The 23,815-nt window shown below is 67.4% G+C and carries 20 protein-coding genes and 1 riboswitch; of the genes, 13 read left to right on the top strand and 7 right to left on the bottom strand.

Going from position 1 to position 23,815, the window contains the following annotated elements:
- Positions 1–335: 335 nt before the first annotated feature.
- Positions 336–2,600: a 5-methyltetrahydropteroyltriglutamate--homocysteine S-methyltransferase gene (metE, locus tag ACFWUR_RS02075; protein ID WP_378900434.1), complete on the bottom strand. Its 2,265-nt coding sequence runs from the start codon at positions 2,598–2,600 to the stop codon at positions 336–338.
- 143 nt (positions 2,601–2,743) lie between these two features.
- A riboswitch (cobalamin riboswitch) is annotated at positions 2,744–2,941 on the bottom strand.
- A 292-nt stretch (positions 2,942–3,233) separates the two neighbouring features.
- Here metE and ACFWUR_RS02080 point away from each other — a divergent pair.
- The 3 genes from ACFWUR_RS02080 to coaD are packed head-to-tail and all read left to right on the top strand — an operon-like array spanning position 3,234 to position 7,681.
- Positions 3,234–6,632 (top strand): pyruvate carboxylase, encoded by a 3,399-nt coding sequence (locus ACFWUR_RS02080; protein ID WP_378900437.1) that lies wholly within the window; start codon positions 3,234–3,236, stop codon positions 6,630–6,632.
- On the top strand, positions 6,629–7,192 hold the full coding sequence (gene rsmD, locus ACFWUR_RS02085; RefSeq protein ID WP_378900440.1) for a 16S rRNA (guanine(966)-N(2))-methyltransferase RsmD: 564 nt from the start codon (positions 6,629–6,631) through the stop codon (positions 7,190–7,192). Before ACFWUR_RS02080 ends, rsmD begins: the two co-directional genes overlap by 4 nt.
- 3 nt (positions 7,193–7,195) lie before the next feature.
- Positions 7,196–7,681, top strand: a complete 486-nt coding sequence (gene coaD / locus ACFWUR_RS02090; protein ID WP_378900443.1) for a pantetheine-phosphate adenylyltransferase — start codon at positions 7,196–7,198, stop codon at positions 7,679–7,681.
- Between the two features lie 48 nt (positions 7,682–7,729).
- Here coaD and ACFWUR_RS02095 read toward each other — a convergent pair whose 3' ends face one another.
- The gene (locus ACFWUR_RS02095; protein ID WP_378900446.1) at positions 7,730–8,275 is read right to left on the bottom strand and encodes a GtrA family protein; all 546 of its coding nucleotides are present in this window, start codon (positions 8,273–8,275) and stop codon (positions 7,730–7,732) included.
- A 252-nt stretch (positions 8,276–8,527) separates the two neighbouring features.
- On the opposite strand from ACFWUR_RS02095, the gene ACFWUR_RS02100 reads away from it, so the two are divergent.
- The 10 genes from ACFWUR_RS02100 (at position 8,528) to ACFWUR_RS02145 (ending at position 18,887) form a co-directional block, all read left to right on the top strand.
- A complete protein-coding gene (locus ACFWUR_RS02100) occupies positions 8,528–9,301 on the top strand; it encodes a DivIVA domain-containing protein (protein WP_378900449.1) in 774 nt (257 codons plus the stop codon).
- A 113-nt stretch (positions 9,302–9,414) separates the two neighbouring features.
- Complete coding sequence (locus tag ACFWUR_RS02105; protein ID WP_378900451.1) at positions 9,415–10,035, top strand: YceD family protein; 621 nt, start codon at positions 9,415–9,417, stop codon at positions 10,033–10,035.
- A gap of 63 nt (positions 10,036–10,098) precedes the next feature.
- The gene (rpmF, locus tag ACFWUR_RS02110) at positions 10,099–10,281 is read left to right on the top strand and encodes a 50S ribosomal protein L32 (protein ID WP_040708879.1); all 183 of its coding nucleotides are present in this window, start codon (positions 10,099–10,101) and stop codon (positions 10,279–10,281) included.
- A gap of 24 nt (positions 10,282–10,305) precedes the next feature.
- Entirely contained in the window at positions 10,306–11,037 is a 732-nt protein-coding gene (rnc, locus tag ACFWUR_RS02115) for a ribonuclease III (protein WP_378900453.1), read from the top strand.
- Between the two features lie 4 nt (positions 11,038–11,041).
- The gene (gene mutM, locus ACFWUR_RS02120; RefSeq protein WP_378900456.1) at positions 11,042–11,902 is read left to right on the top strand and encodes a bifunctional DNA-formamidopyrimidine glycosylase/DNA-(apurinic or apyrimidinic site) lyase; all 861 of its coding nucleotides are present in this window, start codon (positions 11,042–11,044) and stop codon (positions 11,900–11,902) included.
- Positions 11,903–11,966: 64 nt separating this feature from the next.
- Positions 11,967–12,548 carry a dihydrofolate reductase family protein gene (locus ACFWUR_RS02125; RefSeq protein WP_378900459.1) on the top strand — a complete coding sequence of 194 codons (582 nt, stop codon included), beginning with the start codon at positions 11,967–11,969 and terminating at the stop codon, positions 12,546–12,548.
- A gap of 6 nt (positions 12,549–12,554) precedes the next feature.
- Positions 12,555–13,592: a PHP domain-containing protein gene (locus ACFWUR_RS02130; protein WP_378900462.1), complete on the top strand. Its 1,038-nt coding sequence runs from the start codon at positions 12,555–12,557 to the stop codon at positions 13,590–13,592.
- A 91-nt stretch (positions 13,593–13,683) separates the two neighbouring features.
- Positions 13,684–15,156, top strand: a complete 1,473-nt coding sequence (locus tag ACFWUR_RS02135) for a substrate-binding domain-containing protein (RefSeq protein WP_378900465.1) — start codon at positions 13,684–13,686, stop codon at positions 15,154–15,156.
- Between the two features lie 414 nt (positions 15,157–15,570).
- Positions 15,571–16,740: a glycosyltransferase family 4 protein gene (locus ACFWUR_RS02140; protein ID WP_378900566.1), complete on the top strand. Its 1,170-nt coding sequence runs from the start codon at positions 15,571–15,573 to the stop codon at positions 16,738–16,740.
- On the top strand, positions 16,737–18,887 hold the full coding sequence (locus ACFWUR_RS02145) for a glycogen debranching N-terminal domain-containing protein (protein WP_378900468.1): 2,151 nt from the start codon (positions 16,737–16,739) through the stop codon (positions 18,885–18,887). Before ACFWUR_RS02140 ends, ACFWUR_RS02145 begins: the two co-directional genes overlap by 4 nt.
- Positions 18,888–18,960: 73 nt before the next feature.
- Here ACFWUR_RS02145 and ACFWUR_RS02150 read toward each other — a convergent pair whose 3' ends face one another.
- Genes ACFWUR_RS02150 through ACFWUR_RS02170 form a run of 5 tightly spaced genes read right to left on the bottom strand, consistent with a single transcriptional unit; the run spans position 18,961 to position 23,800 of the window.
- Entirely contained in the window at positions 18,961–19,830 is an 870-nt protein-coding gene (locus ACFWUR_RS02150; protein ID WP_378900471.1) for a potassium-transporting ATPase subunit C, read from the bottom strand.
- A 1-nt stretch (position 19,831) separates the two neighbouring features.
- Positions 19,832–21,961, bottom strand: a complete 2,130-nt coding sequence (gene kdpB / locus ACFWUR_RS02155) for a potassium-transporting ATPase subunit KdpB (protein WP_378900474.1) — start codon at positions 21,959–21,961, stop codon at positions 19,832–19,834.
- 1 nt (position 21,962) lies between these two features.
- Positions 21,963–23,633 (bottom strand): potassium-transporting ATPase subunit KdpA, encoded by a 1,671-nt coding sequence (gene kdpA, locus ACFWUR_RS02160; protein WP_378900477.1) that lies wholly within the window; start codon positions 23,631–23,633, stop codon positions 21,963–21,965.
- The gene (locus ACFWUR_RS02165; RefSeq protein WP_378900569.1) at positions 23,634–23,720 is read right to left on the bottom strand and encodes a potassium-transporting ATPase subunit F; all 87 of its coding nucleotides are present in this window, start codon (positions 23,718–23,720) and stop codon (positions 23,634–23,636) included.
- A complete protein-coding gene (locus ACFWUR_RS02170; protein WP_067449012.1) occupies positions 23,717–23,800 on the bottom strand; it encodes a potassium-transporting ATPase in 84 nt (27 codons plus the stop codon). The genes ACFWUR_RS02165 and ACFWUR_RS02170 overlap by 4 nt, the downstream gene beginning before the upstream one ends.
- Between the last annotated feature and the right edge of the window lie 15 nt (positions 23,801–23,815).

Here is a 23,815-nt window from a genome sequence, read left to right on the forward strand (position 1 = left end):
TGTTCGCAATATTCGCTGAAAGGGGCGAATGCCAGCGGAGAAGTCCAGTGCTGCAAGGGAATTTGCCTGAAGCTACCCGTGCGTAATGTGCGAAGAGTGCGCTGGTGAGCGCACAGGGGATCCCCGGTGCGCCGAGCGCACCGAAGATTTCGCGGCGTCCGTCGATCTGCTGGACTCCGCCCACGAAAATACGCCTGTTCAGGCAGTTTCGGTAGACGTAGTTGTGGTGTGGCCCGCAGATCGCAGTCGGGAGTTCGCCCGACCGACCGCCGCCCGGCGCACACCGCCCCCGACGGATCGAATCCGTCAGGGGGCAGTGGTCGTTCGGGCGAGCGTCAGCGCAGGGTTCGCGCCGCCGTCACCAGGTTGCGCAGTGACGCCTCGACCTCCACCGGCCCGCGGGTTTTGAGGCCGCAATCGGGGTTCACCCAGAGCCGTTCGGCCGGAACCGCTTTCAACGCCGCGCTCAGCGAGTCGGTGATCTCCTCGACCGAGGGCACCCGCGGCGAGTGGATGTCGTAGACGCCCGGCCCGACACCGAGCGCGAAACCGGCCGCGTTCAGATCGTCGAGGACCTCCATGTGCGAGCGCGCCGCCTCGATCGAGGTGACATCGGCGTCCAGGCCCGCGATCGCCGAAATGACCTCGCCGAACTCCGAGTAGCACAGGTGGGTGTGCACCTGGGTGGTGTCGGCGACTCCGGCGGTGGCCAGGCGAAACGAATCCACCGACCACCGCAGGTACGCGGGCTGTTCGGCGGCACGCAGCGGCAACAGCTCACGCAGGGCGGGCTCGTCGACCTGGATGATCCGCGCGCCCTGGGCTTCCAGGTCGACGGTCTCGTCCCGGATGGCGAGCGCGACCTGGCGGGCCGACTCGCCCAGCGGCTGGTCGTCGCGGACGAACGACCACGCCAGGATGGTGACCGGGCCGGTGAGCATGCCTTTGACGGGCTTGGTGGTCAGCGACTGGGCGTAGTTGATCCACGACAGCGTCATCGGTTCGGGCCGGGTGACGTCACCGAACAGGATCGGCGGGCGCACGCAGCGGGTGCCGTAGGACTGCACCCAACCCGCCTCGGTGACGGCGAAACCGTCGAGCAGTTCGGCGAAGTACTGCACCATGTCGTTGCGCTCGGGTTCGCCGTGCACCAGCACGTCGAGACCGAGCCTTTCCTGCAGGGTGATCACGTCGGCGATCTCGGCGCGCATCCGCCGCACGTACTCGGCCTGGTCGATCTCACCCTTGCGTAGTGCGGCGCGGGCCAGCCGGATGGTCGAGGTCTGCGGGTAGGAGCCGATGGTGGTGGTCGGCAGTACCGGCAGGTCGAGGTGATCACGCTGCCGCGCGCGGCGCTCGTCGGCGGGGGAGCGGGCCAGGTCATTCTCGTCGAGCGCGGTCAACCGGGCCCGTACCTGCTCGTTGTGTAGACGCGGGTCGCTGCGGCGTGAGTCGGCGGCGGCGCGGGCCGCGGCCAGTTCGTCGGCGACGGAGTCGACTCCCGCGGTGAGCGCGGTGGCCAGCACTCGCACCTCACCGACCTTCTCGATGCCGAAGGCCAGCCACGAGCGCAGGCGCTCGTCCAGTCCGGTCTCGGGGGTCAGCGAATACGGCACGTGCAGCAGCGAGCACGAACTCGACACCGCCACCGCGTCGGCACTGCCGAGCAGGGTGCCCAGGGTGCCGAGGACCGCGTCGAGGTCGGCGCGCCAGATATTGCGGCCGTCGACCACGCCGGCCACCAGCAGCTTGCGGGCCAGGGCGGGCAACGCCGCGACCGCCGAGACATCGGCGCCCGCGGTGAAATCGAGAGCGACACCCTCGATCTCGGTCTCGGCCAGCACCGCCAGGGCGGCATCGGGGTGCCCGAAGTAGGTGGCGACCAGGATCGCGGGCCGGTTCAGCGCGGCCGACAGCGCGCTGTAGGTCCGGCCGACCAGGGCCAACTCTGCCTCGGTGAGGTCGGTGACCAGCACCGGCTCATCGATCTGTACCCATTGCGCACCCGCATCCGCCAGCTGGGCCAGCAGGTCGAGGTACAGCGGCACCAGCTCGGGCAGCCGCTCCAGCGCGGCACCGTCGGCGGCCTTGGCCAGTTTCAGGAAGGTGATCGGACCGATCACCACCGGCCGTGCGGGCAGGCCGAGCTCGATCGCCTCGTCGAGTTCGGTCAGCAGCTTGCCGGGATGCAGCGAAAAGGTGGTGGCCGCGTCGATTTCGGGCACCAGGTAGTGGTAGTTGGTGTCGAACCACTTGGTCATCTCCAGCGGGGCGACCGTGTCGGTGCCGCGCGCGGCCGCGAAATAGCGGTCGAGCGGATCGGCGATCCCGGCGACGCGCGGCGGCAGCGCACCGAGCAGCTCGGCGGTGTCGAGCATCTGGTCGTAGTAGGAGAAGGTGCCCACCGGCACCGAATCGAGTCCCGCCGCGGCCAGTTCGGTGAGCTGGGCGCGGCGTAGCTCTCGGCCGACCGCGTGCAGGTGCGCGGCATCGACACGGCCTGCCCAGTAGGACTCGGTGGCGCGCTTGAGTTCCCGGTTCGGGCCGACTCGCGGCAGGCCGAGAACCGTTGCGGTGAAAGGGGTGTGCGAAACAGTCACGGAGATTCTCCAGTGTCGTGCAGGGAGAGCCGTCGCCTTTTCGCGGGCACACGTCACCGGTGGCCGGACGGAGTCGCGCAGGCACGACAGGTCGGCATCGATGGTCCGCGCGCCCGATCCACGAGGCGGTGGCCGCCGGATACGGCGTATCCGGCACAGTCGGCAGGTCTTCGGACTCGCGGGCACCGGTCGTGTGATCGACCGACCTACTGGCCGTCGCTTCCCAGGCGTGCAGCCCAGTGCTGATGACGGCGGTCGTTCCCGCTCACCGCTGCGGGACAGTCCCGGATTCTCACCGGGTTCCCTCTCACCCGGTGCGGAACATGATCCGCACCCGGGTTTCGACGCCTCCGCGGGAGGTCGGGGCTCCGACTCTTCCACCGCGCAGGCGAACCAGCTGCGTCACCGAGCATAGGCCCTCGGCGCGAGCCGCCACCACCGCCCCGTCGCGAACATGGCCGTGACCTGCGGTTGCGTTGGGACCGTCCGGGGCGCACCGCGAGCGGTTCCCAGCGGTGAGATGTGACGGCCTGATGAACGCAACTTCGCAGGTGGGCGGGTGTGCGGTGTGAAGATTGCTGCGAAGCAACCTTGCGTGTCCTGGCTCGGCTCGTGGCCGGGTACCGTAGGCCAATGTTCTCGAAAGTCTTGGTCGCAAATCGTGGTGAGATCGCTATCCGTGCCTTCCGCGCGGCCTACGAACTCGGCATCGGAACGGTCGCGGTGTTCCCGTACGAGGATCGTAATTCCGTGCACCGCCTCAAGGCGGCCGAGTCCTACCAGATCGGCGAAGAGGGTCATCCCGTTCGCGCGTATCTGTCGATCGAGGCGATCATCGACGCGGCGGTTGCGGCGGGCGCCGACGCGATCTACCCCGGCTACGGCTTCCTGTCGGAGAACCCCGACCTCGCCGCGGCCTGTGCCGCCGCGGGCATCACGTTCATCGGCCCCACCGCCGAAATCCTCGAGATGGCGGGCAACAAGGCCACCGCCATCGCCGCGGCCAAGGCGGCCGGGCTGCCGACGCTGAAGTCCAGCGAGCCCTCGGCCGATATCGACGAATTGCTCACCGCGTCGGCCGAACTCGAGTACCCGATCTTCGTCAAGGCCGTCGCCGGTGGTGGCGGTCGCGGCATGCGCCGAGTAGCCGCACCCGAGCAGTTACGCGAATCGATCGAAGCGGCCTCGCGCGAAGCGGAGTCGGCCTTCGGTGATCCGACGGTGTTCCTCGAGCAGGCGGTGGTGAATCCGCGCCACATCGAGGTGCAGATCCTGGCCGACCAGCACGGCAATGTGATGCACCTGTTCGAGCGGGACTGCTCGCTGCAGCGCCGCCACCAGAAGGTGATCGAGCTCGCGCCCGCGCCCAACCTGTCACCGGAACTGCGCGAGCAGATCTGCGCCGACGCGGTGGCGTTCGCCCGTCAGATCGGCTACATCAACGCGGGCACGGTCGAGTTCCTGCTCGACGAGCGCGGCAACCACGTGTTCATCGAGATGAACCCGCGCATCCAGGTGGAGCACACGGTCACCGAGGAGATCACCGACGTCGACCTGGTGCAGTCGCAGCTGCGCATCGCGGCGGGAGAGTCGCTCGCCGACCTGGGCCTGAGCCAGGAGACCGTGCAGATTCGCGGCGCCGCGCTGCAGTGCCGCATCACCACCGAGGACCCGGCCAACGGTTTCCGCCCCGACACCGGTCGCATCACCGCCTACCGCACCCCGGGCGGCGCGGGCATCCGTCTCGACGGTGGCGCGAACCTGGGCGCGGAGATCGGCGCCTACTTCGACTCGATGCTGGTGAAGCTGACCTGCCGCGGTCGTGATCTGCCCGCCGCCGCCGCTCGTGCCCGCCGTGCGCTGGCCGAGTTCCGCATTCGTGGCGTGACCACCAACATCCCGTTCCTGCTGTCGGTGCTCGACGACCCCGACTTCCAGGCGGGCCGGGTGACCACCTCGTTCATCGACGAGCGTCCCGAGCTGCTCACCTCGCGCGGGTCCGCCGACCGCGGCACCAAGATCCTCACCTATCTGGCCGACATCACCGTCAACAAGCCCAACGGTGACCGCCCGACCACGGTGTACCCCTACGACAAGCTGCCCGCCGTCGACCTGACGCTGCCGCCGCCGGACGGTTCACGCCAGCGACTGCTCACTCTCGGGCCGGAGGGTTTCGCCCGCGCCCTGCGCGAGCAGAAGGCGCTCGGCGTCACCGACACCACCTTCCGTGACGCGCATCAGTCACTGCTGGCGACCCGCGTGCGCACCAACGGCCTGCTCGGTGTGGCGGGGCACGTCGCGCGGCTGACGCCGGAGCTGCTCTCCATCGAGGCGTGGGGCGGCGCGACCTACGATGTGGCACTGCGGTTCCTGCACGAGGACCCGTGGGAACGCCTGGCCGCCCTGCGCGAGGCCGTGCCCAACATCTGCCTGCAGATGCTGCTGCGCGGTCGTAACACCGTCGGTTACACCCCCTACCCCGAACAGGTCACGCGCGCTTTCGTTTCCGAGGCCGCCGCCACCGGCATCGACATCTTCCGCATCTTCGACGCGCTCAACAACGTCGACCAGATGCGGCCGGCGATCGACGCGGTCCGCGAAACCGGTACTGCCGTCGCCGAAGTCGCGCTGAGCTACACCGGTGACCTGCTCGACCCGAACGAGTCGCTCTACACCCTCGACTACTACCTGAAGCTGGCCGAGCAGATCGTCGACGCGGGCGCCCACGTGCTCGCGATCAAGGACATGGCCGGTCTGCTGCGCGCACCCGCGGCCGCGAAACTCGTGACCGCGCTGCGTAGCAACTTCGACCTGCCGGTGCATGTGCACACCCACGACACCCCCGGCGGTCAGCTGGCCACCTACCTGGCGGCCTGGCAGGCCGGTGCCGACGCGGTCGACGGCGCTTCGGCGGCGATGGCGGGCACCACATCACAGCCCGCGCTCTCGGCGATCGTGGCCGCCGCCGCGCACACCGAACACGACACCGGCCTGAATCTGCAGAACGTGTGCGATCTCGAGCCGTACTGGGAGGCGCTGCGCAAGGTCTACGCGCCGTTCGAGTCGGGTCTGCCCGCGCCGACCGGGCGCGTGTACACCCACGAGATCCCGGGCGGTCAGCTGTCGAACCTGCGTCAGCAGGCCATCGCGCTCGGCCTGGGCGATCGGTTCGAGGAGGTCGAAGCCAAGTACGCGGCCGCCGACCGGCTGCTGGGTCGCCTGATCAAGGTGACGCCGTCGTCGAAGGTGGTCGGTGACCTTGCGCTGGCCCTGGTCGGCACCGGTGTCGACATCGAGGACTTCGCCGCCGATCCCGGCCGCTACGACATTCCCGATTCGGTGATCGGTTTCCTGCGCGGGGAGCTCGGCACTCCCGCGGGCGGCTGGCCGGAGCCCTTCCGCAGCAAGGCACTGGCCGGGCGCACCGAACCCAAGCCCGAGACCCCGCTGAGCCCGGCCGACCAGAAGCTGCTCGACGGCTCCTCCGCCGAGCGTCGCGAAACGCTCAACCGGCTGCTGTTCCCCGGCCCGACCGCCGAGTTCAACAACCACCGGGAAAAGTACGGCGACACCACCGGCCTGTCGGAGAACCAATTCTTCTACGGCCTGCGCCGCGGCGAAGAGCACCGCGTGCAGCTGGAGAAGGGCGTCACCCTGCTCATCGGACTCGAAGCGATCTCCGAGCCCGACGAGAAGGGCATGCGCACGGTGATGTGCATCATGAACGGCCAGTTGCGTCCGGTCGCGGTGCGTGACCGGTCCGTGGCCTCCGAGGTGCCCGCGGCCGAGAAGGCCGACAAGAACAACGCCGGTCATATCGCCGCTCCGTTCGCCGGTGTGGTCACGGTGGCGGTGTCGGAAGGCGACGAGATCCACGCCGGTGACACCGTCGGCACCATCGAGGCGATGAAGATGGAAGCGGCGATCACCGCGCCGCGCGGTGGCGTGGTCGGCCGGATCGCGACCGCCAAGGTGGCCCAGGTCGAGGGCGGCGACCTGCTGGTGGAACTGGTCGCACGCGAGTCGGAATGACACGCATCGTCGCGGGTGTGGCAGGCGGGCGGCGCTTGAAGGTGCCGCCCGCCGGTACCAGGCCCACCTCCGACCGGGTCCGTGAAGCGCTGTTCAGCGCGATCGATGCCCGCCTCGACCTGGACGGGGCACTGGTCCTCGACCTGTACGCGGGCTCGGGGGCGCTGGGTTTGGAAGCGCTCTCGCGTGGGGCCGAGCGGGCGCTGCTCGTCGAGTCGGACCGGAAGGCGGGCGAGGTGGTGCGCGCCAATATCGCCGAGCTCGGCCTGCCCGGCGCCGAACTGCGGCTCGGCAGCGTGTCGTCGGTGCTGAAGCACGCCGCGCCGAGGGCTTACGACGTGGTGTTCTCGGATCCGCCCTACGACGTGAGCGCCGAGGACGTGATCGCCGACCTGGCCGCGCTTGCCGGTAACGGCTGGCTCGCGCCGGAGGCTCTGGTGGTGGTGGAGCGGTCGAGTCGATCACCCGAAATCGTCTGGCCCACAGGCTATGTGGCGTTGAAGACACGCAAGTACGGGGAGACCAGGGTCGAGTTCGCCGAGTTCGGTGCTAGCGTCTGAGGTATGGCTGCAGCACTGTGCCCCGGTTCCTTCGACCCGGTCACCAACGGTCACCTCGATGTGTTCGCCCGTGCGGCCGCACAGTTCGACGAGGTGATCGTCACGGTGAACGTGAACCCCAAGAAACAAGGCATGTTCACCGTCGAAGAACGCATGGAACTGCTGCGCGAATCGGTCTCGCACCTGCCGAACGTGCGCGTCGCGTCCTGGCAGGGTCTGACGGTCGACTTCGCCAAGCAGGAAGGCATCAGCGCGATCGTCAAGGGCCTGCGCGACGCGGGCGACTTCGGCTACGAGCTGCAGATGGCCCAGATGAACCACAAGCTGGCCGGCGTGGACACCTTCTTCATCGCCACCAACCCGTCGCTGAGCTTCCTGTCCAGCTCCCTGGTCAAGGAAGTCGCGGCCTATGGGGGAGACGTCAGCGACATGCTCCCGCCCGCCGTGCACAAGCGCCTGCTCGACCGCCTGGCCGAACGCAACAAGTGATCCCGCGCGAGTATCGGTAACTGACGGCCGGAAACCGACCGGGTTCGGCTAGGAAGTCGCGGGCAGGCGGAACAGCCCCCGCAGTGCCAGGAAGCGCAGGCCGCCGACGGCTGCGGTGATGGCCAGGACTGTCAGCGCTTGCGTGATGTCACCCAGGCCGGGCGCCCAGAAGTCCAGTCCGGCCAGGCACGCGGTGGTGATCGCGAGCCCGATCAACGCGATTCCGCCACCTTCCCACTGCGCGGTGAACCAGGTGACCCGGTCGGTGGCGTGGAATGTGAGCTGGCGGTGGAATTCGTTGGCGATGACCGTGCTGACCACCGACCCGGCCACATTGGCGATCAGCGGACCGATCCCGTGCATCGCGAAGAACAGCAGCACATAGGCGATATTGCTCGACCCGCCGACGAGGGCGAATCGGAAGAGTTGGGGGAGTGCGTGGTCGCCGCGCAGATAGGTGAGCGCGCCCTGGAGCTGCGGGCGCAGCGCGGGTGCGACTTCACTCGGCGTCACCACGGGGAACGGACCGGTCCAGGGAGTGAACATGCCCGCGACGTGCGACACCGGACTCCTAGGAGTTTCCAGGAGGGTCATGTTCGACTCCGATCCCACATGAACAGACGTCGAGGAGTACAACAGCGAAGAGGTTGCGGTGCTTCCCGGCGGACGGCGTTGTCGTGCTCACCGATGGTAGCCGAAGTGGAGGGCTGCACTCCACTTGATATCTGTGCGATCTTGGACACTGTCGCGACACACCGCGACGACATTCGGCACAGCCGCCGAGGACAGGCACACTGGGCGTCGGCGGTAGTGGTTTCGCCGTGAGTCCGCAGGAGGGTAGTGAGCATGTATCGCGTATTCGAAGCACTCGACGAACTGGTCGCGATCGTCGAAGAGGCACGCGGCATCCCGCCGACCCGCAGTTGTATCGTGCCGCGCGGCGATGTCCTCGAACTGCTCGACGACGTCCGCGACGCGCTCCCCGGTGAACTCGACGACGCCCAGGACGTTCTCGATCACCGCGACAAGATCGTCGGCGACGCCCGCAGCGGCGCCGAGACGACGGTCACCACGGCGAACGAGCAGGCGCGCACCACCATCGACGCCGCGCGCGCCGAGGCCGACCGCATCCTCGCCGACGCCAAGGATCACGCCGATCGAATGGTCGCCGAGGCCACGGCCCACGCCGACCGTCTCGTCACCTCCGCGCAGGCCGAGGCCGATCGGGTCGTCGCCGACGGCAACGCCGAATACGACGAACTCACCGGTCGCGCCCAGATCGACGCCGACCGGGCCATCGAGGCGGGCAAGGCCTCCTACGAGCGCTCGGTCGCCGACGGCAAGGCCGAACAGGCCCGCCTGGTCGCGCAGGCCGAGGTGGTGCGGGTCGCGCACGCCGAATCCGCCCGGCTGATCGACGAGGCCCAAGCCGAGTCCGACCGGGTGCGCACCGAATGCGACGACTACGTCGACGAGCAGATGGCCGACTTCGGCGCCAAACTGGCCGCGATGGAGGAGACGCTCAACACCACCCGCCGCTCCATCACCCGTGGCCGCCAGCAGATGCGGGGCGCGGCAGCGGGCGGATACCCGGAATACGCTGCCGAGCACCGGCGCTGAGCAGCCCGGCGCCCGCGCGGAGTCGGGCGCGCGTTTTGAGTTCCGGCGGGGTCCTGCCGTACTGTTGAGTGGTTGCCCATCATCCCCTCAACGGTTAGTGAGAATTTTCAGTGATGTCCGCCGGTTCCGGTTCGCCTGCGCGTCCACGCAAGACCAATGGTCCTGTGTCGGAGGCGGGTTTCGTGCTGGACGTCCGCAATCTCGGCCGTCGGCCGGGAACCATGCGGGAGGTGCGTCGCACTGTCACCGACCACGAGCGGCTGGGTCTCGACCTGATCGCCATCCCGGCCGACGCCGAGGTGGAACTCGATCTGCAACTGCAGGCGGTCTCGGAGGGCGTGCTGGTCACCGGCACGGCGTCCGGACCGACGACCGGGGAGTGCTCGCGCTGCCTCGAACCGTTCGACGACCAGGTGGGGATTCGTCTGACGGAGTTGTTCGCGTATCCGGACAGCACCACCGAGCAGACGACCGAGGACGCCGAGGTCTACCGCATGGAAGACGACCTCATCGACCTCGAGCCGGTGATCCTCGACGCCGTCGGGCTGGAGCTTCCGCTGCAGCCGCTGTGCTCGCCGGACTGCGCGGGCCTGTGCCCCGAGTGCGGCGTGCGGATGGCGATTGCGGGTCCTGATCATGGGCATGAGATACTGGACCCTCGCTGGGCGAAGTTGGCGAAGTTTGCCACCGACGAGCCCGGTACCGGCGACCCCGCTGAGGGTTCCACCCCCTAATACCGATCCGCGCCCGCGGCAGGCGATGCCGTGCGGTCAGCGAAAACCAAGAGGAGAAGTACCGTGGCTGTTCCCAAGCGCCGGATGTCCCGTTCCAACACCCGGTCGCGGCGCAGCCAGTGGAAGGCCACCGCGCCGACCCTGGTGACCTGCCCGAACCGCGCCTGTGGTGAGAAGACCCTCCCGCACATCGCGTGCCCGTCCTGCGGTACCTACAAGGGCCGCCAGGTCACCTCTGCAGTCTGATCGTTGTAGATCATTCCTAGCAACGTGACAGCCAGTAAAGACAATGTGGGCGCGGCGGATCACGCCAGCCTGCTCACCGCCCTCGGTGTCGACGTACGACCGGAGCTTCTGCGCCTAGCGCTGACGCACCGGTCGTACGCGTACGAGAACGGCGGTTTGCCGACCAACGAGCGCCTGGAGTTCCTCGGCGACTCGGTACTCGGCCTCAGCATCACCGAGCGCCTGTATACCGAGCATCCGGAGAAGTCCGAAGGTGAGCTCGCGAAGCTGCGCGCGAGCGTGGTGAACATGCACGCGCTCGCCGAGGTGGCGCGTGGTCTCGGCGACGGCGGACTCGGCCAGTATCTGCTGCTGGGTAAGGGCGAAGAGCTCACCGGCGGCCGCGACAAGCCGAGCATTCTCGCCGACGGCATGGAGTCGCTGCTCGGTGCGGTGCACCTCGAGCACGGCATCGAAACCGCGCGCGGCGTGGTGCTTCGCCTGTTCGCCGAACTGCTCGAGCGTGGCCCCCGCATGGGTGCCGGCCTCGACTGGAAGACCAGCCTGCAGGAACTCACCGCCGAACGCGGGCTCGGCGTGCCTGCCTACGAGATCACCTCCACCGGGCCGGACCACAACAAGGAGTTCACCGCCACGACGGTGATCGCCGGTCGTCCGTACGGTACGGGGATCGGCCGTTCCAAGAAGGAAGCCGAGCAGCAGGCAGCCGGTACGGCCTACAAGGCCCTCACCGACGAATCCGACGCCAAAGCCTGACGTCGTGCCCGAACTGCCCGAGGTCGAGGTCGTTCGCCGCGGTCTGGCCGATCATGCGGTCGGCCGCGCCATCGAGACCGTCACCGTCACCCACCCGCGTGCCGTGCGCAGGCACGTCGCGGGTGGTGCCGACCTGGCGGCCCGACTCACCGGGTTGCGGATCGACTCCGCGCAGCGGCGCGGGAAATATCTCTGGCTCACTTTCGACGAGCCCGATACCGCGCTGGTGGTGCATCTGGGCATGAGTGGTCAGATGCTCGTGCAACCCGCCGACGCGCCTGTCGAGAAACACGCGCACATCCGGGCCGCGCTCGGTGACGGTGCCGAATTGCGATTCGTCGACCAGCGCACCTTCGGCGGCTGGGCGCTCGGCGAACTCGTCGAGGTGAACGGAACCGTGGTCCCCGATTCCGTGGCCCACATCGCGCGTGATCCGCTCGACCCGCTCTTCGATCGTGAGGCCGTGGTCGCGGCCATCCGCGCCAAGAACACCGAGATCAAGCGGGTGCTGCTCGATCAGACGGTGATCTCGGGTATCGGCAACATCTACGCCGACGAAGCGCTGTGGCGGGCAGGTCTGCACGGCACCCGCGTCGCCGCCGAACTCACCCGCCCGGTCCTGCGCATCCTGCTCGACGGGGTCACCGCGGTCATGACCGAAGCCCTGGCAGTCGGCGGTACCTCCTTCGACGCCCTGTATGTGAATGTGAACGGCGAATCCGGCTATTTCTCCCGGTCACTGGCCGCGTACGGGCGCGCGGACGAACCGTGCGATCGGTGCGCGACGTTGCTCGTACGGGAACAATTCATGAATCGGTCGTCGTTTTCCTGTCCCAAGTGTCAACGGAAGCCGCGCCGCCGCTGATCCGGGCACGCTAACGTTTCCCCTGACAGGTCGTGACAGACCGGGTCCGTGCAGGGAGGACGTTATGCGCAAGCTGACCTATTTCGTGGCATCGACAATCGACGGCTTCATCGCCGCCGAGGACGGAACGCTGGATTTCTTCCCGGTGGGCGGTGACCACGGGCCTGCGATCATCTCGCAGTACCCGGAAACCCTGCCGACGAAGGTGCGCGAGGCGCGCGGGATCGCGGCGGGCAACATCTACTTCGACACCGTGATCATGGGTCGCAAGACCCACGACTTCGGGGTCCGCACCGGCACCGCCAGCCCGTACGAGCACCTGCGCCAATATGTGGTGTCCACGACGCTGCCCGAATCGCCGGCGCCGGGGGTCGAGCTGATCGCCGAGGATCCGACGGCCGCGGTGCGTGAACTCAAACGCGAAGACGGACTGGGGATCTGGCTGTGCGGCGGCGGTGAACTGGCCCAGGCGCTGCTACCCGAGATCGACCAGGTGTTCCTGAAGCTGCACCCGGTGGTTCTCGGTACCGGCAGGCCGCTGTTCGGTGGTGGGGCGAAACTGCCCGCGCCGGAACGGTTCCGGGTGATCACCAGCCGGGTGTACGCCGACGGCGTCGCGTTCCTCAAGTACGGCCGGATCAAGTAGTCCGCGATGACGTCGGCGGCGAGTCCGGGTCCGGTGGCGGCGCTGCGCGAGGTCGGGTTCTGGCTCGAACGCAGTCGTGCCGAAACGCACCGGGTGAAGGCTTACCGCCGAGCCGCCGATGTCGTCGCCGGGCTCGCCGAGGGCGAGTTCGCCACGCGCGCACACGAGCACAGTTGGCGCGAGCTCGCCGGGATCGGGCCCAAGACGGCGGCTATCATCGAACAAGCTTGTGCTGGTGCGGTTCCCGACTACCTGGCCGAGCTCCGCAAGCAGGCCCAGCCGATCGCACCGGCGGGTGAGCGGTTGCGCGCCGCGCTGCGTGGCGATCTGCACACCCACTCGGACTGGTCCGACGGTGGAAGTCCGATCGCCGAGATGATGGGCGTCGCGGCCGCGCTCGGCCACGAGTATTGCGCGCTGACAGACCATTCGCCGCGGCTCAAGGTCGCCAACGGCCTGTCCGCCGAGCGGCTGCTGCGCCAACTCGACGTGATCGCCGAACTCAACGAGCAGATGGCGCCGTTTCGCATTCTCACCGGCATCGAGGTCGACATCCTCGACGACGGCACCCTCGACCAGCGGGCGGATCTGCTCGAACGCTTGGATGTCGTTGTCGCCAGCGTGCATTGGCATCTGCGCGACGACAGCGACACCATGACCGAACGGATGGTCTACGCCGTCGCGAACCCCCACGTCGATATCCTGGGCCACTGCACCGGCCGTCTCGTGGAAGGGTCGCGCGGCACCCGACCGGAGTCGTCCTTCGATGCCGAAATCGTCTTCGAGGCCTGCCGCCGCTACGGCACCGCCGTCGAGATCAACAGCCGTCCCGAACGTCGGGATCCCCCCGGGCGCTTGATCGAACTGGCCGTCGAGATGGACTGCTTGTTCAGTATCGACACCGATGCGCACGCACCGGGCCAATTGGACTGGCAGGGATACGGATGCGAGCGGGCGCTGGCACACGGCGTCACCGCCGAGAAGGTGATCGACACCTGGCCGGTCGAGGAATTGCTGGCCTGGTGCCGCGAGTCTGCCGGGTGAAGTCTTGTCCAACAACTGATTCGGGCCACCGACCGCGTCGCTCTCGCCTGGTATAAACAACTCGCGATACGGGGCGGTGAGTGGGGGACTGGTGAGCGATATTCCGATCGACATCGCGCTGTCGGTGATCGGCATCGCGGTGGCGGTGGCGGCCTTCCTGCGGGAGTTCGTCTTCGTCGGACGTAAACATCTGGGCTATCGCGTGCAGATGAACACGCCGGTGAGCCGGATTCCGTTGATGGTGCCCAACGGGTCGGACATGACGATGGTGCTGATCCGGATCGAAAACGACGGCGGCACAGTCATCGATGACGACGACTACCGACCGGCCGATCGCCCGAGCTTGATCTTTCCCGGACACAGTGTGCAAGCGACCGAGGTGACCGAACGGGTCACCAGGTCCGGCGAGCGCCGGGCCCACGATCACTTCAGCAGCGAACTGCGTGCCATCGAAACCAGCACCACCGCCCAGGGGCAGGGCCGGATCGTGCTGCCGAGGGAGATCCTGCAGCGCGGCGAGCACTACAAGGTGCTGGCCCTACTGCAGGCACAGGGTGCGGACCCGATCACCGATGATCGCGAGATCGTGGTCCACGGTGGCAGTCTCAAGGGTGGCAGCATCGATATGACCACCACGCGGTCCCGGCGGGAGCCGCTGCTGCTGGGCTTCAGCCTGTTTCTGGCCGTGGTGTTCGTCGTCCAGCTGATCTACGCGGTCGTGCAACCGGATCCGCCGCCGAAGGACTGTGCCGCAGGACAACTCACCCTGATCGGGTCCACCGCCATGGCGCCGATGATTCGCAGTGCCGCGCAGTCCTATCAGCGGGTCTGTCGTGAGGCGAGGTTCGAGTTCGACTTCCAGGGCACGACCGACGGCCACGACAAGCTCGCGGAGCCCGCGCCGGCGCCGAACACGGTGTCGATCGGTGAGGGCCCCAAGTTGGACACCTACCCCACCCTGTCCGAGCGGGCTTTCGCGGTAGCGCCCTACTCGGTTGTCCTGCATCGGGATCTGCCCGTCGACACACTGACGGTGCAGCAGGTCCGGGACCTCTACGCGGGCAGGCTGGCGAACTGGAGCGACGTCGGCGGACCCGACCTGCCGGTGACGCTGGTCGATCGGAGGGTGGGATCGGGGACGAAGAACGCCTTCGATTGGCGACTGGGCATTACCGGCCGTCGCTCCGAGGCGACGATCTCCTGCCTCGGGATGCCCTCCGACCTCAGTCATTGCCTGGTGGGTTCGGCGGCGGAGATGATCGACGTCGTCGCCCGGACGCCCGGCGCCATCGGGTATTCGGAGACCGCGGCCGTCACCGACACCGTGCGCGCCATCGAGCTCGGTGGGGTGCGGGCGACCAAGGACAACGTCCTGTCGCACGTGTATCCGTTCTACTCGGTCGAATACGCGCTCACCGACTACCCCGACGGCAGTATCCCCGCGGATTCGCTGGCCGCGAACTTCATCGATTACCTGGTGAACGGTCGCGGCAAGCTGATCGTCGAGGAGTTCGGCGCTGCGGTCTGCGCGAACCTTCCCGACCCCATGACCTGTGAGCCGTAGGTCGCCGGTGATTCGCTGGTCGGCCGCTTTTGTCGATGCCGGACACGCGGTAAGGCCAGGCTCACCATGTTCGGATTCGGAAATTTTCCCTGTCCCGACCCGCGCGATCTTGAAATCTGTACGCCGTAGACCATTGCTGACCGCGTAATCTCCTGCCCTGGTAGGTAATCGATACCGAACATTTCCAGCAACACGCTGGTTTACTCTCCGGTAGCGGGGTACGTTCCTTGACGGCCCCTCTGTTCAGACGGGCACCCGAAACGGTGCGCATCGCGTCTGGCCAGGCCAACCATGCCCCATGGACGGCGGTGAAGCTCTCGTCTCCACCTCCGCCGAGGCGGCCATCTCTTGTTCGCGCAAGTGTTGCGAGGTTGCGTCCCTGGAAGGAAGGTCATGAGTACAGACACGTCGGCAATGTCGCCGATCGGTTTGTCCGCGTCCGATCTCTACTCGATCGATCCCCACGGTGGTCCGCTACGGATCGCCATGGTCGTTCCACCGTATTTCGATGTTCCACCCAAGGCCTACGGCGGTGTCGAGGCCGTGGTCGCCGATCTGGTCGACTCGCTGTGTGAGCGTGGCCATCACGTCACCCTGTTCGGTGCGGGCGACGACGGCACCAAGGCGAATTTCGTCCCGCTGTGGGACCGAATCCAGCCCGAGCGCCTCGGCGATCCGTTTCCCGAGATCGTGCACGCGTTGCGGGTGCGTCGCGCCATCGAGCGACTGGCCGATACCGAAGGCATCGATCTGGTCCACGACCACACGTTCGCGGGCCCGCTGAACGCGCCCGCCTACGCCAATCTCGGGTTGCCGACGGTGGTCACCGTGCACGGCCCGGTGCAGGACGACTGTTACCGCTATTACAAGGAACTGGGCCAGGAGTGCTCGCTCGTCGCCATCAGCGACCGGCAGCGCGCGCTGGCGCCCGATCTGCCGTGGGCGGGCCGCGTCCACAACGCGCTACGTCCCGATCAGTGGCCGTACCAGACCGAGAAGCAGGACTACGCGCTGTTCCTCGGCCGTTTCAGCGACGACAAGGGCCCCCATCTGGCGCTCGACGCCGCGCACGCCGCCGGCATGCCGCTGATCCTGGCAGGCAAGTGCAGTGAGGCCCCGGAGAAGGCCTATTTCGAGAAGTTCGTGCGGCCGCGAATGACCGACGAAGATCAGATGTTCGGCCTTGCCGACGCAACCGCCAAGCGTAAGCTGCTTTCCGGAGCGAAGTGTCTGCTGTTCCCCATCCGATGGGAGGAGCCGTTCGGCATGGTGATGATCGAGGCGATGATCTGCGGAACGCCGGTGGTCGCGTTGCGCGGCGGTGCGGTGAGCGAAGTGGTGGTCGACGGGGTAACGGGGCGGATCTGCGACGATCCGGCCGAACTGCCCGCCGCCATCGCCGAAGTTCAGACCTACGACCCGGCCCTGTGCCGCAAACACGTGGTCGACAACTTCAGCGCCGATACCCTCGGTCGCGGCTACGAACAGGTGTACCGGGAACTGCTCGCCCGCACCACGATCGGGTACGACAGCGCTTACGCGATGCCGATGCCGTTCGGGGTGGCGGCCAACGGGCGCGCATGAGCACCGACAGCGCCTCGGCGCCGAGCCCCCTCAACGCGGGGGAACCCGCGGGGCTCGGTGGCGGTGGCGGCAACATCACCCTTGTCGAAGGCGGCACGTTCTGCCTGTCCGACCGGCTCGGCGATATCGAGCCGGGCAAGCCGCAGGGCCTGTTCTTCCGTGACGCCAGGGTGATTTCGCGCTGGGAGCTGATGATCGACGGCAAACGGCCCGAGGCGCTGTCGGTGCTGAGTCCGGAGGCCTTCGCGGCACGGTTCGTGCTGCGCAGGCCTCCGCAGCAGGGGCGAGCCGACAGCACCCTGCTGGTGGTGCGCGATCGGCTCGTCGCCGAGGGTATGCACGAGCTGATCACGCTGGAGAACATGAGCCGCGAGGCGACAGCGGTGGTGCTCGAACTGCACGTCGACGCCGATTTCGTCGACCTGTTCGCGGTGAAGGAAGGCCGCACCAACGGGCGCCGGGCGGAGATGACGACCACCGACGGCGAACTGCTACTCCACGACCGCGCCGATCTGTCCCGTGGGCTCGCGCTCACCTCGACCGTCGAGCCGATGGTGTTGCCCGGCACCATGATCTGGCGGGTCGTGGTTCCGGCCGGCGGGCGCTGGCAGACCGAGATCACCGCGCAGCCCGCGGGCGCCGCGCAACGCCCGCAGACCACCGGCACGCCGGGCGAGCGCTACCGGGCCAGCGAGCCCGTGCGCAAGATCCAGGCGTGGCGGGCCACCGCCACCGACATCTCCGCCGACTCCGGCCTGCTCAATCAGATCCTGCGCCGCAGTGAAAGCGATCTGGGCGCCTTGCAGATCCACACCGACTCGGGCACCAATCGGCCCTTCGTGGCAGCGGGCGCGCCATGGTTCATGACGCTGTTCGGCCGGGACTCGCTGCTCACGGCGTGGATGTCGCTACCGCTGGAAACCGATCTGGCACTGGGCACCTTGCAGCAGCTCGCCGAGCTACAGGGGCAGACGATCGACCCCCTCGTCGAGGAGGAACCCGGCCGGATCATGCACGAGATGCGGCGGGGGCCCTCGGTCGGTCAGGTGCTCGGCGGTCAGATCTATTACGGAACCGTCGACGCCACACCGCTTTTCGTGATGCTGCTCGCCGAATGTCTGCGGTGGGGCGCGGATCCGGGCTCGATCGCCACCCTGCTGCCCGCCGCCGACGCCGCGATCAGCTGGATCACCGATTTCGGTGACCGCGACGACGACGGTTTCGTCGAGTACGTCCGCGCCACCGATCGCGGCCTGATCAATCAGGGCTGGAAAGACAGCTTCGACGGAATCAACGACGCCGCGGGACATATCGCCGAGGCCCCGATCGCGCTGGCCGAGGTCCAGGGTTATGTGTACGCGGCGTTCCTGGCCCGCGCGGAGCTCGCCGACCAGTTCGGCGATCCCGAACTGGCCGTGCGGATGCGGGAACGGGCCGACGAACTGCGGACCAAGTTCGCCGAGCAGTTCTGGCTACCGCACTACGGCTGGTACGCCGTGGCATTGGACGGGCGCAAGCGGCAGATCGACGCGTTGACCAGTAACGCGGCGCACTGCCTGTGGTCGGGCATCGCGACCGACGAGCACGCCGAGGTCCTGATCCGGAATCTGTCCCGGACCGAGATGGATTCGGGTTTCGGTCTGCGGACGCTCGCTTCGGACATGGGCGCCTACAACCCGATGAGTTACCACTGCGGGTCGGTGTGGCCGCACGACACGGCGATCGCGGTCGCCGGGCTGATGCGGTATCAGCATGTGCCCGGTGCGGTGGAACTGGCGACGAAACTCTCGGGTGGGTTGCTCGACGCGGCCGCCGCGTTCGACGGCCGGTTGCCCGAGCTGTTCTGCGGGTTTCCCCGGGCGAGATTCGCCGCGCCCGTGCCGTATCCGACCTCGTGTTCGCCGCAGGCGTGGGCCAGCGCGGCGCCGTTGCTGCTGGTTCGGTCGTTCCTCGGCCTCGATCCCGATGTCCCCGCCAAGACGTTGACCTTGCGGCCGCAGGTGCCCGCGGCGTGGGGGTGTATGCGGCTGTCGGAGTTCCGGCTCGGCGACGGGGTGGCGGTGGACATCGAGGTGTGCGGCTCGGCGGTGACCGTGACGGGCCTGCCGGAGGGCTGGGCCCTGATCACCGACGAGGATTCACGGTAGACCGGGTCCAGCGCTGTCGCGGGACAAGCGAATCGGGGCCGGATCCGTGGTGGATCCGGCCCCGAACTCGTGGTCAGCGTCGGAACGGGTGGCGGGCATCGAGGTCGAGGTTGAGTTCGACGACGTTCACCCGCGGCTCGCCGAGGAATCCGAGCGTGCGCCCGTCGGTGTGCGCGTCGAGCAGTTCGCGCACCTGCGTGGTGGTGATGCCGCGTGCCTTCGCCACTCGCTCGACCTGGATGGTCGCGTATGCGGGGGAGATGTGCGGGTCGAGTCCGCTGCCGCTGGCGGTGACCGCGTCGGCGGGGACCGTGGCCTCGGTTGGTGCGTCACCGAGGATCGGGATGATCCGGCCGACGGAGTAGTCCTCGTCCTCCTTCGCGCACTCCACGGCGACCCCGCGGAAGGTGGTCAGGAACGGTCGCGCCGGGCAGAGCTCGTTGACGCTGACCACCTGTACCGGCTGCGACACCTCACCGTCGGCGTCACGCGGCCCGATCACCGAGAGCACCGCGCCCACACCGTCTTTCGTGCAGAATTGCCGGGCACCGTCGACCCCCTCACGGTCGCCGACCTCCTTCGAGCGCGCGCACACGGTGGTGAGCAGGCTCGTGCGGTCGGCCGAGTCGACGATATCTTCCGGACCGAGGTTGCTCGCGCCGGTGGACAGCGGGTCGTAGCCGACGCCCGCGGCAGACGGGCGGCTCTGAAAGTACTGTGCCATCGCCTTGCCATCGGCGTCGGTGAACGACTGCCCGATCAAGCTGGAGCCCAACAGCTTTCCGTCCCGCTCGATGAGCGAGCCGTCGGCCTTGTTGTCGAGTCCGGGCAGCTGTGCGATAGCGAAAACCGCCACGGGATACACGATTCCGGTGATCACGGTCAGCACGAGCAGGGCGCGCAGCGCGGCCAGGTGCTGACGGATCCAGGTTGACATACGCATTTCAGGACATCCCTGGGAGGAGTTGGACGAACAGATCGATGACCTTGATGCCGAGGAACGGCGCGATGATGCCGCCCAGGCCGTAGATCGTCAGGTTGCGGCTCAACAGCTTCGAGGCGTTGCCGGCCCGATAGTTGACACCGCGCAGCGCGAGCGGGATGAGCGCCACGATGATGATCGCGTTGAAGATGACCGCGGACAGGATCGCCGACTGTGGACTGGCCAGGCGCATGATGTTGAGTGCGTCCAGGCCGGGGAACAGTCCCACGAACAACGCGGGAATGATCGCGAAGTACTTGGCGATGTCGTTGGCGATGGAGAACGTGGTGAGTGCGCCACGGGTGATCAGCAACTGCTTGCCGATCTCCACGATCTCGATCAACTTGGTCGGGTCCGAGTCCAGATCGACCATGTTGCCCGCCTCTTTGGCGGCCGAGGTGCCGGTGTTCATGGCCACGCCCACGTCGGCCTGCGCGAGCGCGGGGGCGTCGTTGGTGCCGTCGCCGGTCATCGCGACCAGGCGGCCGCCGTCCTGTTCGGACTTGATCAGAGCGAGCTTGTCTTCGGGGGTGGCTTCGGCGAGGAAGTCGTCCACGCCCGCCTCGTCGGCGATCGCCCTGGCAGTCAACGGATTGTCGCCGGTGATCATCACAGTGCGGATACCCATGCGGCGCATCTCGTCGAAGCGTTCCCGCATGCCGTGCTTGACGACGTCTTTGAGGTGGATGACACCGAGGAGGCGAGGGGTGCCGTCCTTGACCTCACCGACCACCAGCGGCGTGCCGCCGGAGGCGGAGATGCCGTCGACGATCACCGCGGCCTGCTCGGAAATCGAACCACCGCGGGCGCGAACCCATTCCGTCACGGCACCGGCTGCCCCCTTGCGCAGTTGGTGCCCGTCGGCGAGGTCGACGCCCGACATGCGGGTCTGTGCGGTGAACTCGACCCACAGCGCCCCGGGTAGTTCGCCCGCGCTGCGTTCGCGCTTGTTGAATGTCTGCTTGGCGAACACGACGATCGAGCGCCCCTCCGGCGTCTCGTCGGCGAGGCTGGACAGCTGGGCAGCGTCGGCGAGTTCGTCGTCGAGAATGCCCGGCATCGGAACGAATTCGGCGGCCTGACGGTTGCCGAGGGTGATGGTGCCGGTCTTGTCCAGCAGCAGCGTGTTCACATCGCCCGCGGCTTCCACCGCACGACCCGACATGGCCAGCACATTGCGCTGCACCAGACGGTCCATGCCCGCGATGCCGATGGCCGAGAGCAGCGCGCCGATGGTGGTCGGGATGAGGCAGACCAGCAGCGAGACCATCACAATGCCGGTGATGCCGTGCGCGTCCAGCGCCGAGGTATCCGGCACCCCCGGGTTGTTCGACTTGGCGAAGATCGCCAGTGGTTGCAGGGTCGCCACCGCGAACACGAAGATGATCGTGAGTGCGGCGAGCAGGATGTTGAGCGCGATCTCGTTGGGCGTCTTCTGCCTGCTCGCGCCCTCGACCAGCGCGATCATCTTGTCGATGAAACTGGCACCCGGTTCCTGGGTGATCTCGACGACGATCCGGTCCGAGAGCACCGTGGTGCCGCCGGTGACGGCCGAACGGTCGCCGCCGGATTCGCGGATCACCGGCGCGGACTCGCCGGTGATGGCCGATTCGTCTACGGACGCAATGCCTTCGACAACATCGCCGTCACCGGGAATCACCTGTCCGGCTTCGACGACCACGAAGTCACCGCGACGCAGTTCGGGTGCGGCGACGCGTTCCTCGACGATGCGGCCGCCGGGGGCCCAGTCGGCCAGACGTCGGGCGACGGTGTCGGTCTTGGCTTTTCGCAGCGAGTCGGCCTGCGCCTTGCCACGCCCTTCAGCAACAGCCTCAGCCAGATTGGCGAACACGACGGTGAGCCACAGCCAGACAACGATCGCCCAGGCGAAGAAGCTCGGATCGCCGATCGCCAGGATGGTCGACCACACCGCGCCGATCTCCACGATCAGCATGACGGGGTTCTTCCACAGGGTGCGTGGATCGAGCTTGCGTACCGCGTCGGGAAGGGAGGTGAGCAGCAGCTTCGGGTCGAGGACGCCCTTGCGCACGCCCTTGGCGCGCGGCGCGGATTCGAGTGTGGGAGTAGTCATTTCAGTGGATTCCTTCGGCGAGCGGCCCGAGTGCGAGGGCGGGCAGGAAGGTGAGCGCGACCAGGATCATCGTCACGCCGACGACCATGCCGACGAACTGCGGCCGGTGCGTCGGCAGCGTGCCGATCGACGCGGGAGTGGTGCCCTGCTCGGCCAGGGACCCGGCCAGGGCCAGCACGAAGATGATCGGCAGGAACCGCCCGAACACCATCGCCAGGCCGAGCGCGGTATTGAACCACTCGGTGTTGCCGGTGAGACCGGCGAAGGCGGAACCGTTGTTGTTGGCCGCGGAAGTGAAGGCGTACAACACTTCCGAGAGTCCGTGCGGGCCGTTGTTCAGCATGCTCGCCCGCTGGCCTGGCAGCGCCATCGCGACAGACGTGCCGATCAGCACGATCAGTGGGCTCACCAGGAAATAGGAAGCGGCCAGCTTGATCTCGCGCGGGGTGATCTTCTTGCCCAGGTATTCCGGTGTGCGACCGACCATCAGGCCCGCCACGAAGACTGTGATCACGGCGAGGATCAGCATGCCGTAGAGGCCGGAGCCGACACCTCCGGGCGCTACCTCGCCGAGCTGCATGTTGAACATCAGCATCATGCCGCCGAGGCTCGTGTACGAATCATGGAACGAGTCGACCGCACCTGTCGAGGTCAGTGTGGTCGCAGCACCGAAGGTGGCCGAATTCGCGACCCCGAAGCGGGTCTCGACGCCCTCCATGGACGCGCCGATCGCGGTCGGCACCGTGCCGTGGTGCTGCAGCTGGAACAGGTTGGTCAGCGTGACGCTGGTGAGCGCGATCGTGCCCATCACCGCGACGATCGCGTAACCCTGTTTGGTGCTGCCGACCATCCGGCCGAAGGTGCGCGGCAGCGAGAACGAGATCACCAGAAGCAGGAAGATCTCCAGGAAGTTCGTCCAGGTGCTCGCGTTCTCGAACGGATGCGAGGAGTTCGCATTGTAGAAGCCGCCACCATTGGTGCCGAGCTCCTTGATGACTTCCTGGCTGGCGACCGGGCCGCCGGTGAGCGTCTGCTCGGCGCCGCCGACGGTCTGCGCGACCTGATCGTGCAGGTGGAAGTTCTGGATGAGGCCGCCCGCGACCAGGACGATCGCGAATACGAACGCGATCGGCAACAGGATCCGCAGGATGCCGCGGACCAGGTCGACCCAGAAATTGCCCAGTTCACCGGTGTGGCGGCGGGCGAAGCCGCGCACCAGCGCCACCGCCACTGCCATGCCGACAGCCGCAGAGACGAAGTTCTGCACCGCCAGGCCGGCCATCTGCACCAGGTGGCCATGGGTGGACTCACCGGAATAGTTCTGCCAGTTGGTATTGGTGACGAAGCTGACCGCGGTATTCCACGCCAGCGCCGGCGTCATGTCGGTGCCGGGATCGTTCAGATGCAGCGGCAACGCGCCCTGGACGAGTTGGAAGAAGAACAAGAACAGGATCCCGACCGCCGAGAACGCCAGCACACTGCGGGCGTAGACCGGCCAGGACTGCTCGACTTCGGGTTTCGCGCCGATGGCGCGGTAGATCAGCTGCTCGACCCGAGAGTGCTTGTCGGCGTTGTACACCCGGAACATGTAGTCGCCGAGCGGCACGTGTACCAGAGCAAGCGTGATGACCAGGGCCGCGACGAAGGCGATCCCAGCGGTTGTCGTGTTCACCTAGAACCTCTCGGGAAAGAGCAATGCCGCGACCATGAAGACGGCGACGCAAACGGCCAGGACCAGACCGACAAGGTTCGCGATCACAGCTTCTCCACCCCCCGCTGGATCAGACCCAGCAGCGCGAAGATCGCCACGGTGAGCACCGTGAACACCACGACAGACATTTCCAACCTCCTCGA

Source organism: Nocardia sp. NPDC058633, from assembly GCF_042717045.1.
In the GTDB taxonomy this organism is placed as follows: domain Bacteria; phylum Actinomycetota; class Actinomycetes; order Mycobacteriales; family Mycobacteriaceae; genus Nocardia.

What these genes read in the sequence shown, in the direction of transcription:
- ACFWUR_RS02080 (WP_378900437.1), top strand. Translation starts at nt 3,234, where the DNA reads ATGTTCTCGAAAGTCTTGGTCGCAAATCGTGGTGAGATCGCTATCCGT.
- rsmD (WP_378900440.1), top strand. Translation starts at nt 6,629, where the DNA reads ATGACACGCATCGTCGCGGGTGTGGCAGGCGGGCGGCGCTTGAAGGTG.
- coaD (WP_378900443.1), top strand. Translation starts at nt 7,196, where the DNA reads ATGGCTGCAGCACTGTGCCCCGGTTCCTTCGACCCGGTCACCAACGGT.
- ACFWUR_RS02095 (WP_378900446.1), bottom strand. Translation starts at nt 8,275, where the DNA reads ATGACCCTCCTGGAAACTCCTAGGAGTCCGGTGTCGCACGTCGCGGGC.
- ACFWUR_RS02100 (WP_378900449.1), top strand. Translation starts at nt 8,528, where the DNA reads ATGTATCGCGTATTCGAAGCACTCGACGAACTGGTCGCGATCGTCGAA.
- ACFWUR_RS02105 (WP_378900451.1), top strand. Translation starts at nt 9,415, where the DNA reads ATGTCCGCCGGTTCCGGTTCGCCTGCGCGTCCACGCAAGACCAATGGT.
- ACFWUR_RS02125 (WP_378900459.1), top strand. Translation starts at nt 11,967, where the DNA reads ATGCGCAAGCTGACCTATTTCGTGGCATCGACAATCGACGGCTTCATC.
- ACFWUR_RS02130 (WP_378900462.1), top strand. Translation starts at nt 12,555, where the DNA reads ATGACGTCGGCGGCGAGTCCGGGTCCGGTGGCGGCGCTGCGCGAGGTC.
- ACFWUR_RS02140 (WP_378900566.1), top strand. Translation starts at nt 15,571, where the DNA reads ATGTCGCCGATCGGTTTGTCCGCGTCCGATCTCTACTCGATCGATCCC.
- ACFWUR_RS02145 (WP_378900468.1), top strand. Translation starts at nt 16,737, where the DNA reads ATGAGCACCGACAGCGCCTCGGCGCCGAGCCCCCTCAACGCGGGGGAA.
- ACFWUR_RS02150 (WP_378900471.1), bottom strand. Translation starts at nt 19,830, where the DNA reads ATGCGTATGTCAACCTGGATCCGTCAGCACCTGGCCGCGCTGCGCGCC.
- kdpB (WP_378900474.1), bottom strand. Translation starts at nt 21,961, where the DNA reads ATGACTACTCCCACACTCGAATCCGCGCCGCGCGCCAAGGGCGTGCGC.
- ACFWUR_RS02170 (WP_067449012.1), bottom strand. Translation starts at nt 23,800, where the DNA reads ATGTCTGTCGTGGTGTTCACGGTGCTCACCGTGGCGATCTTCGCGCTG.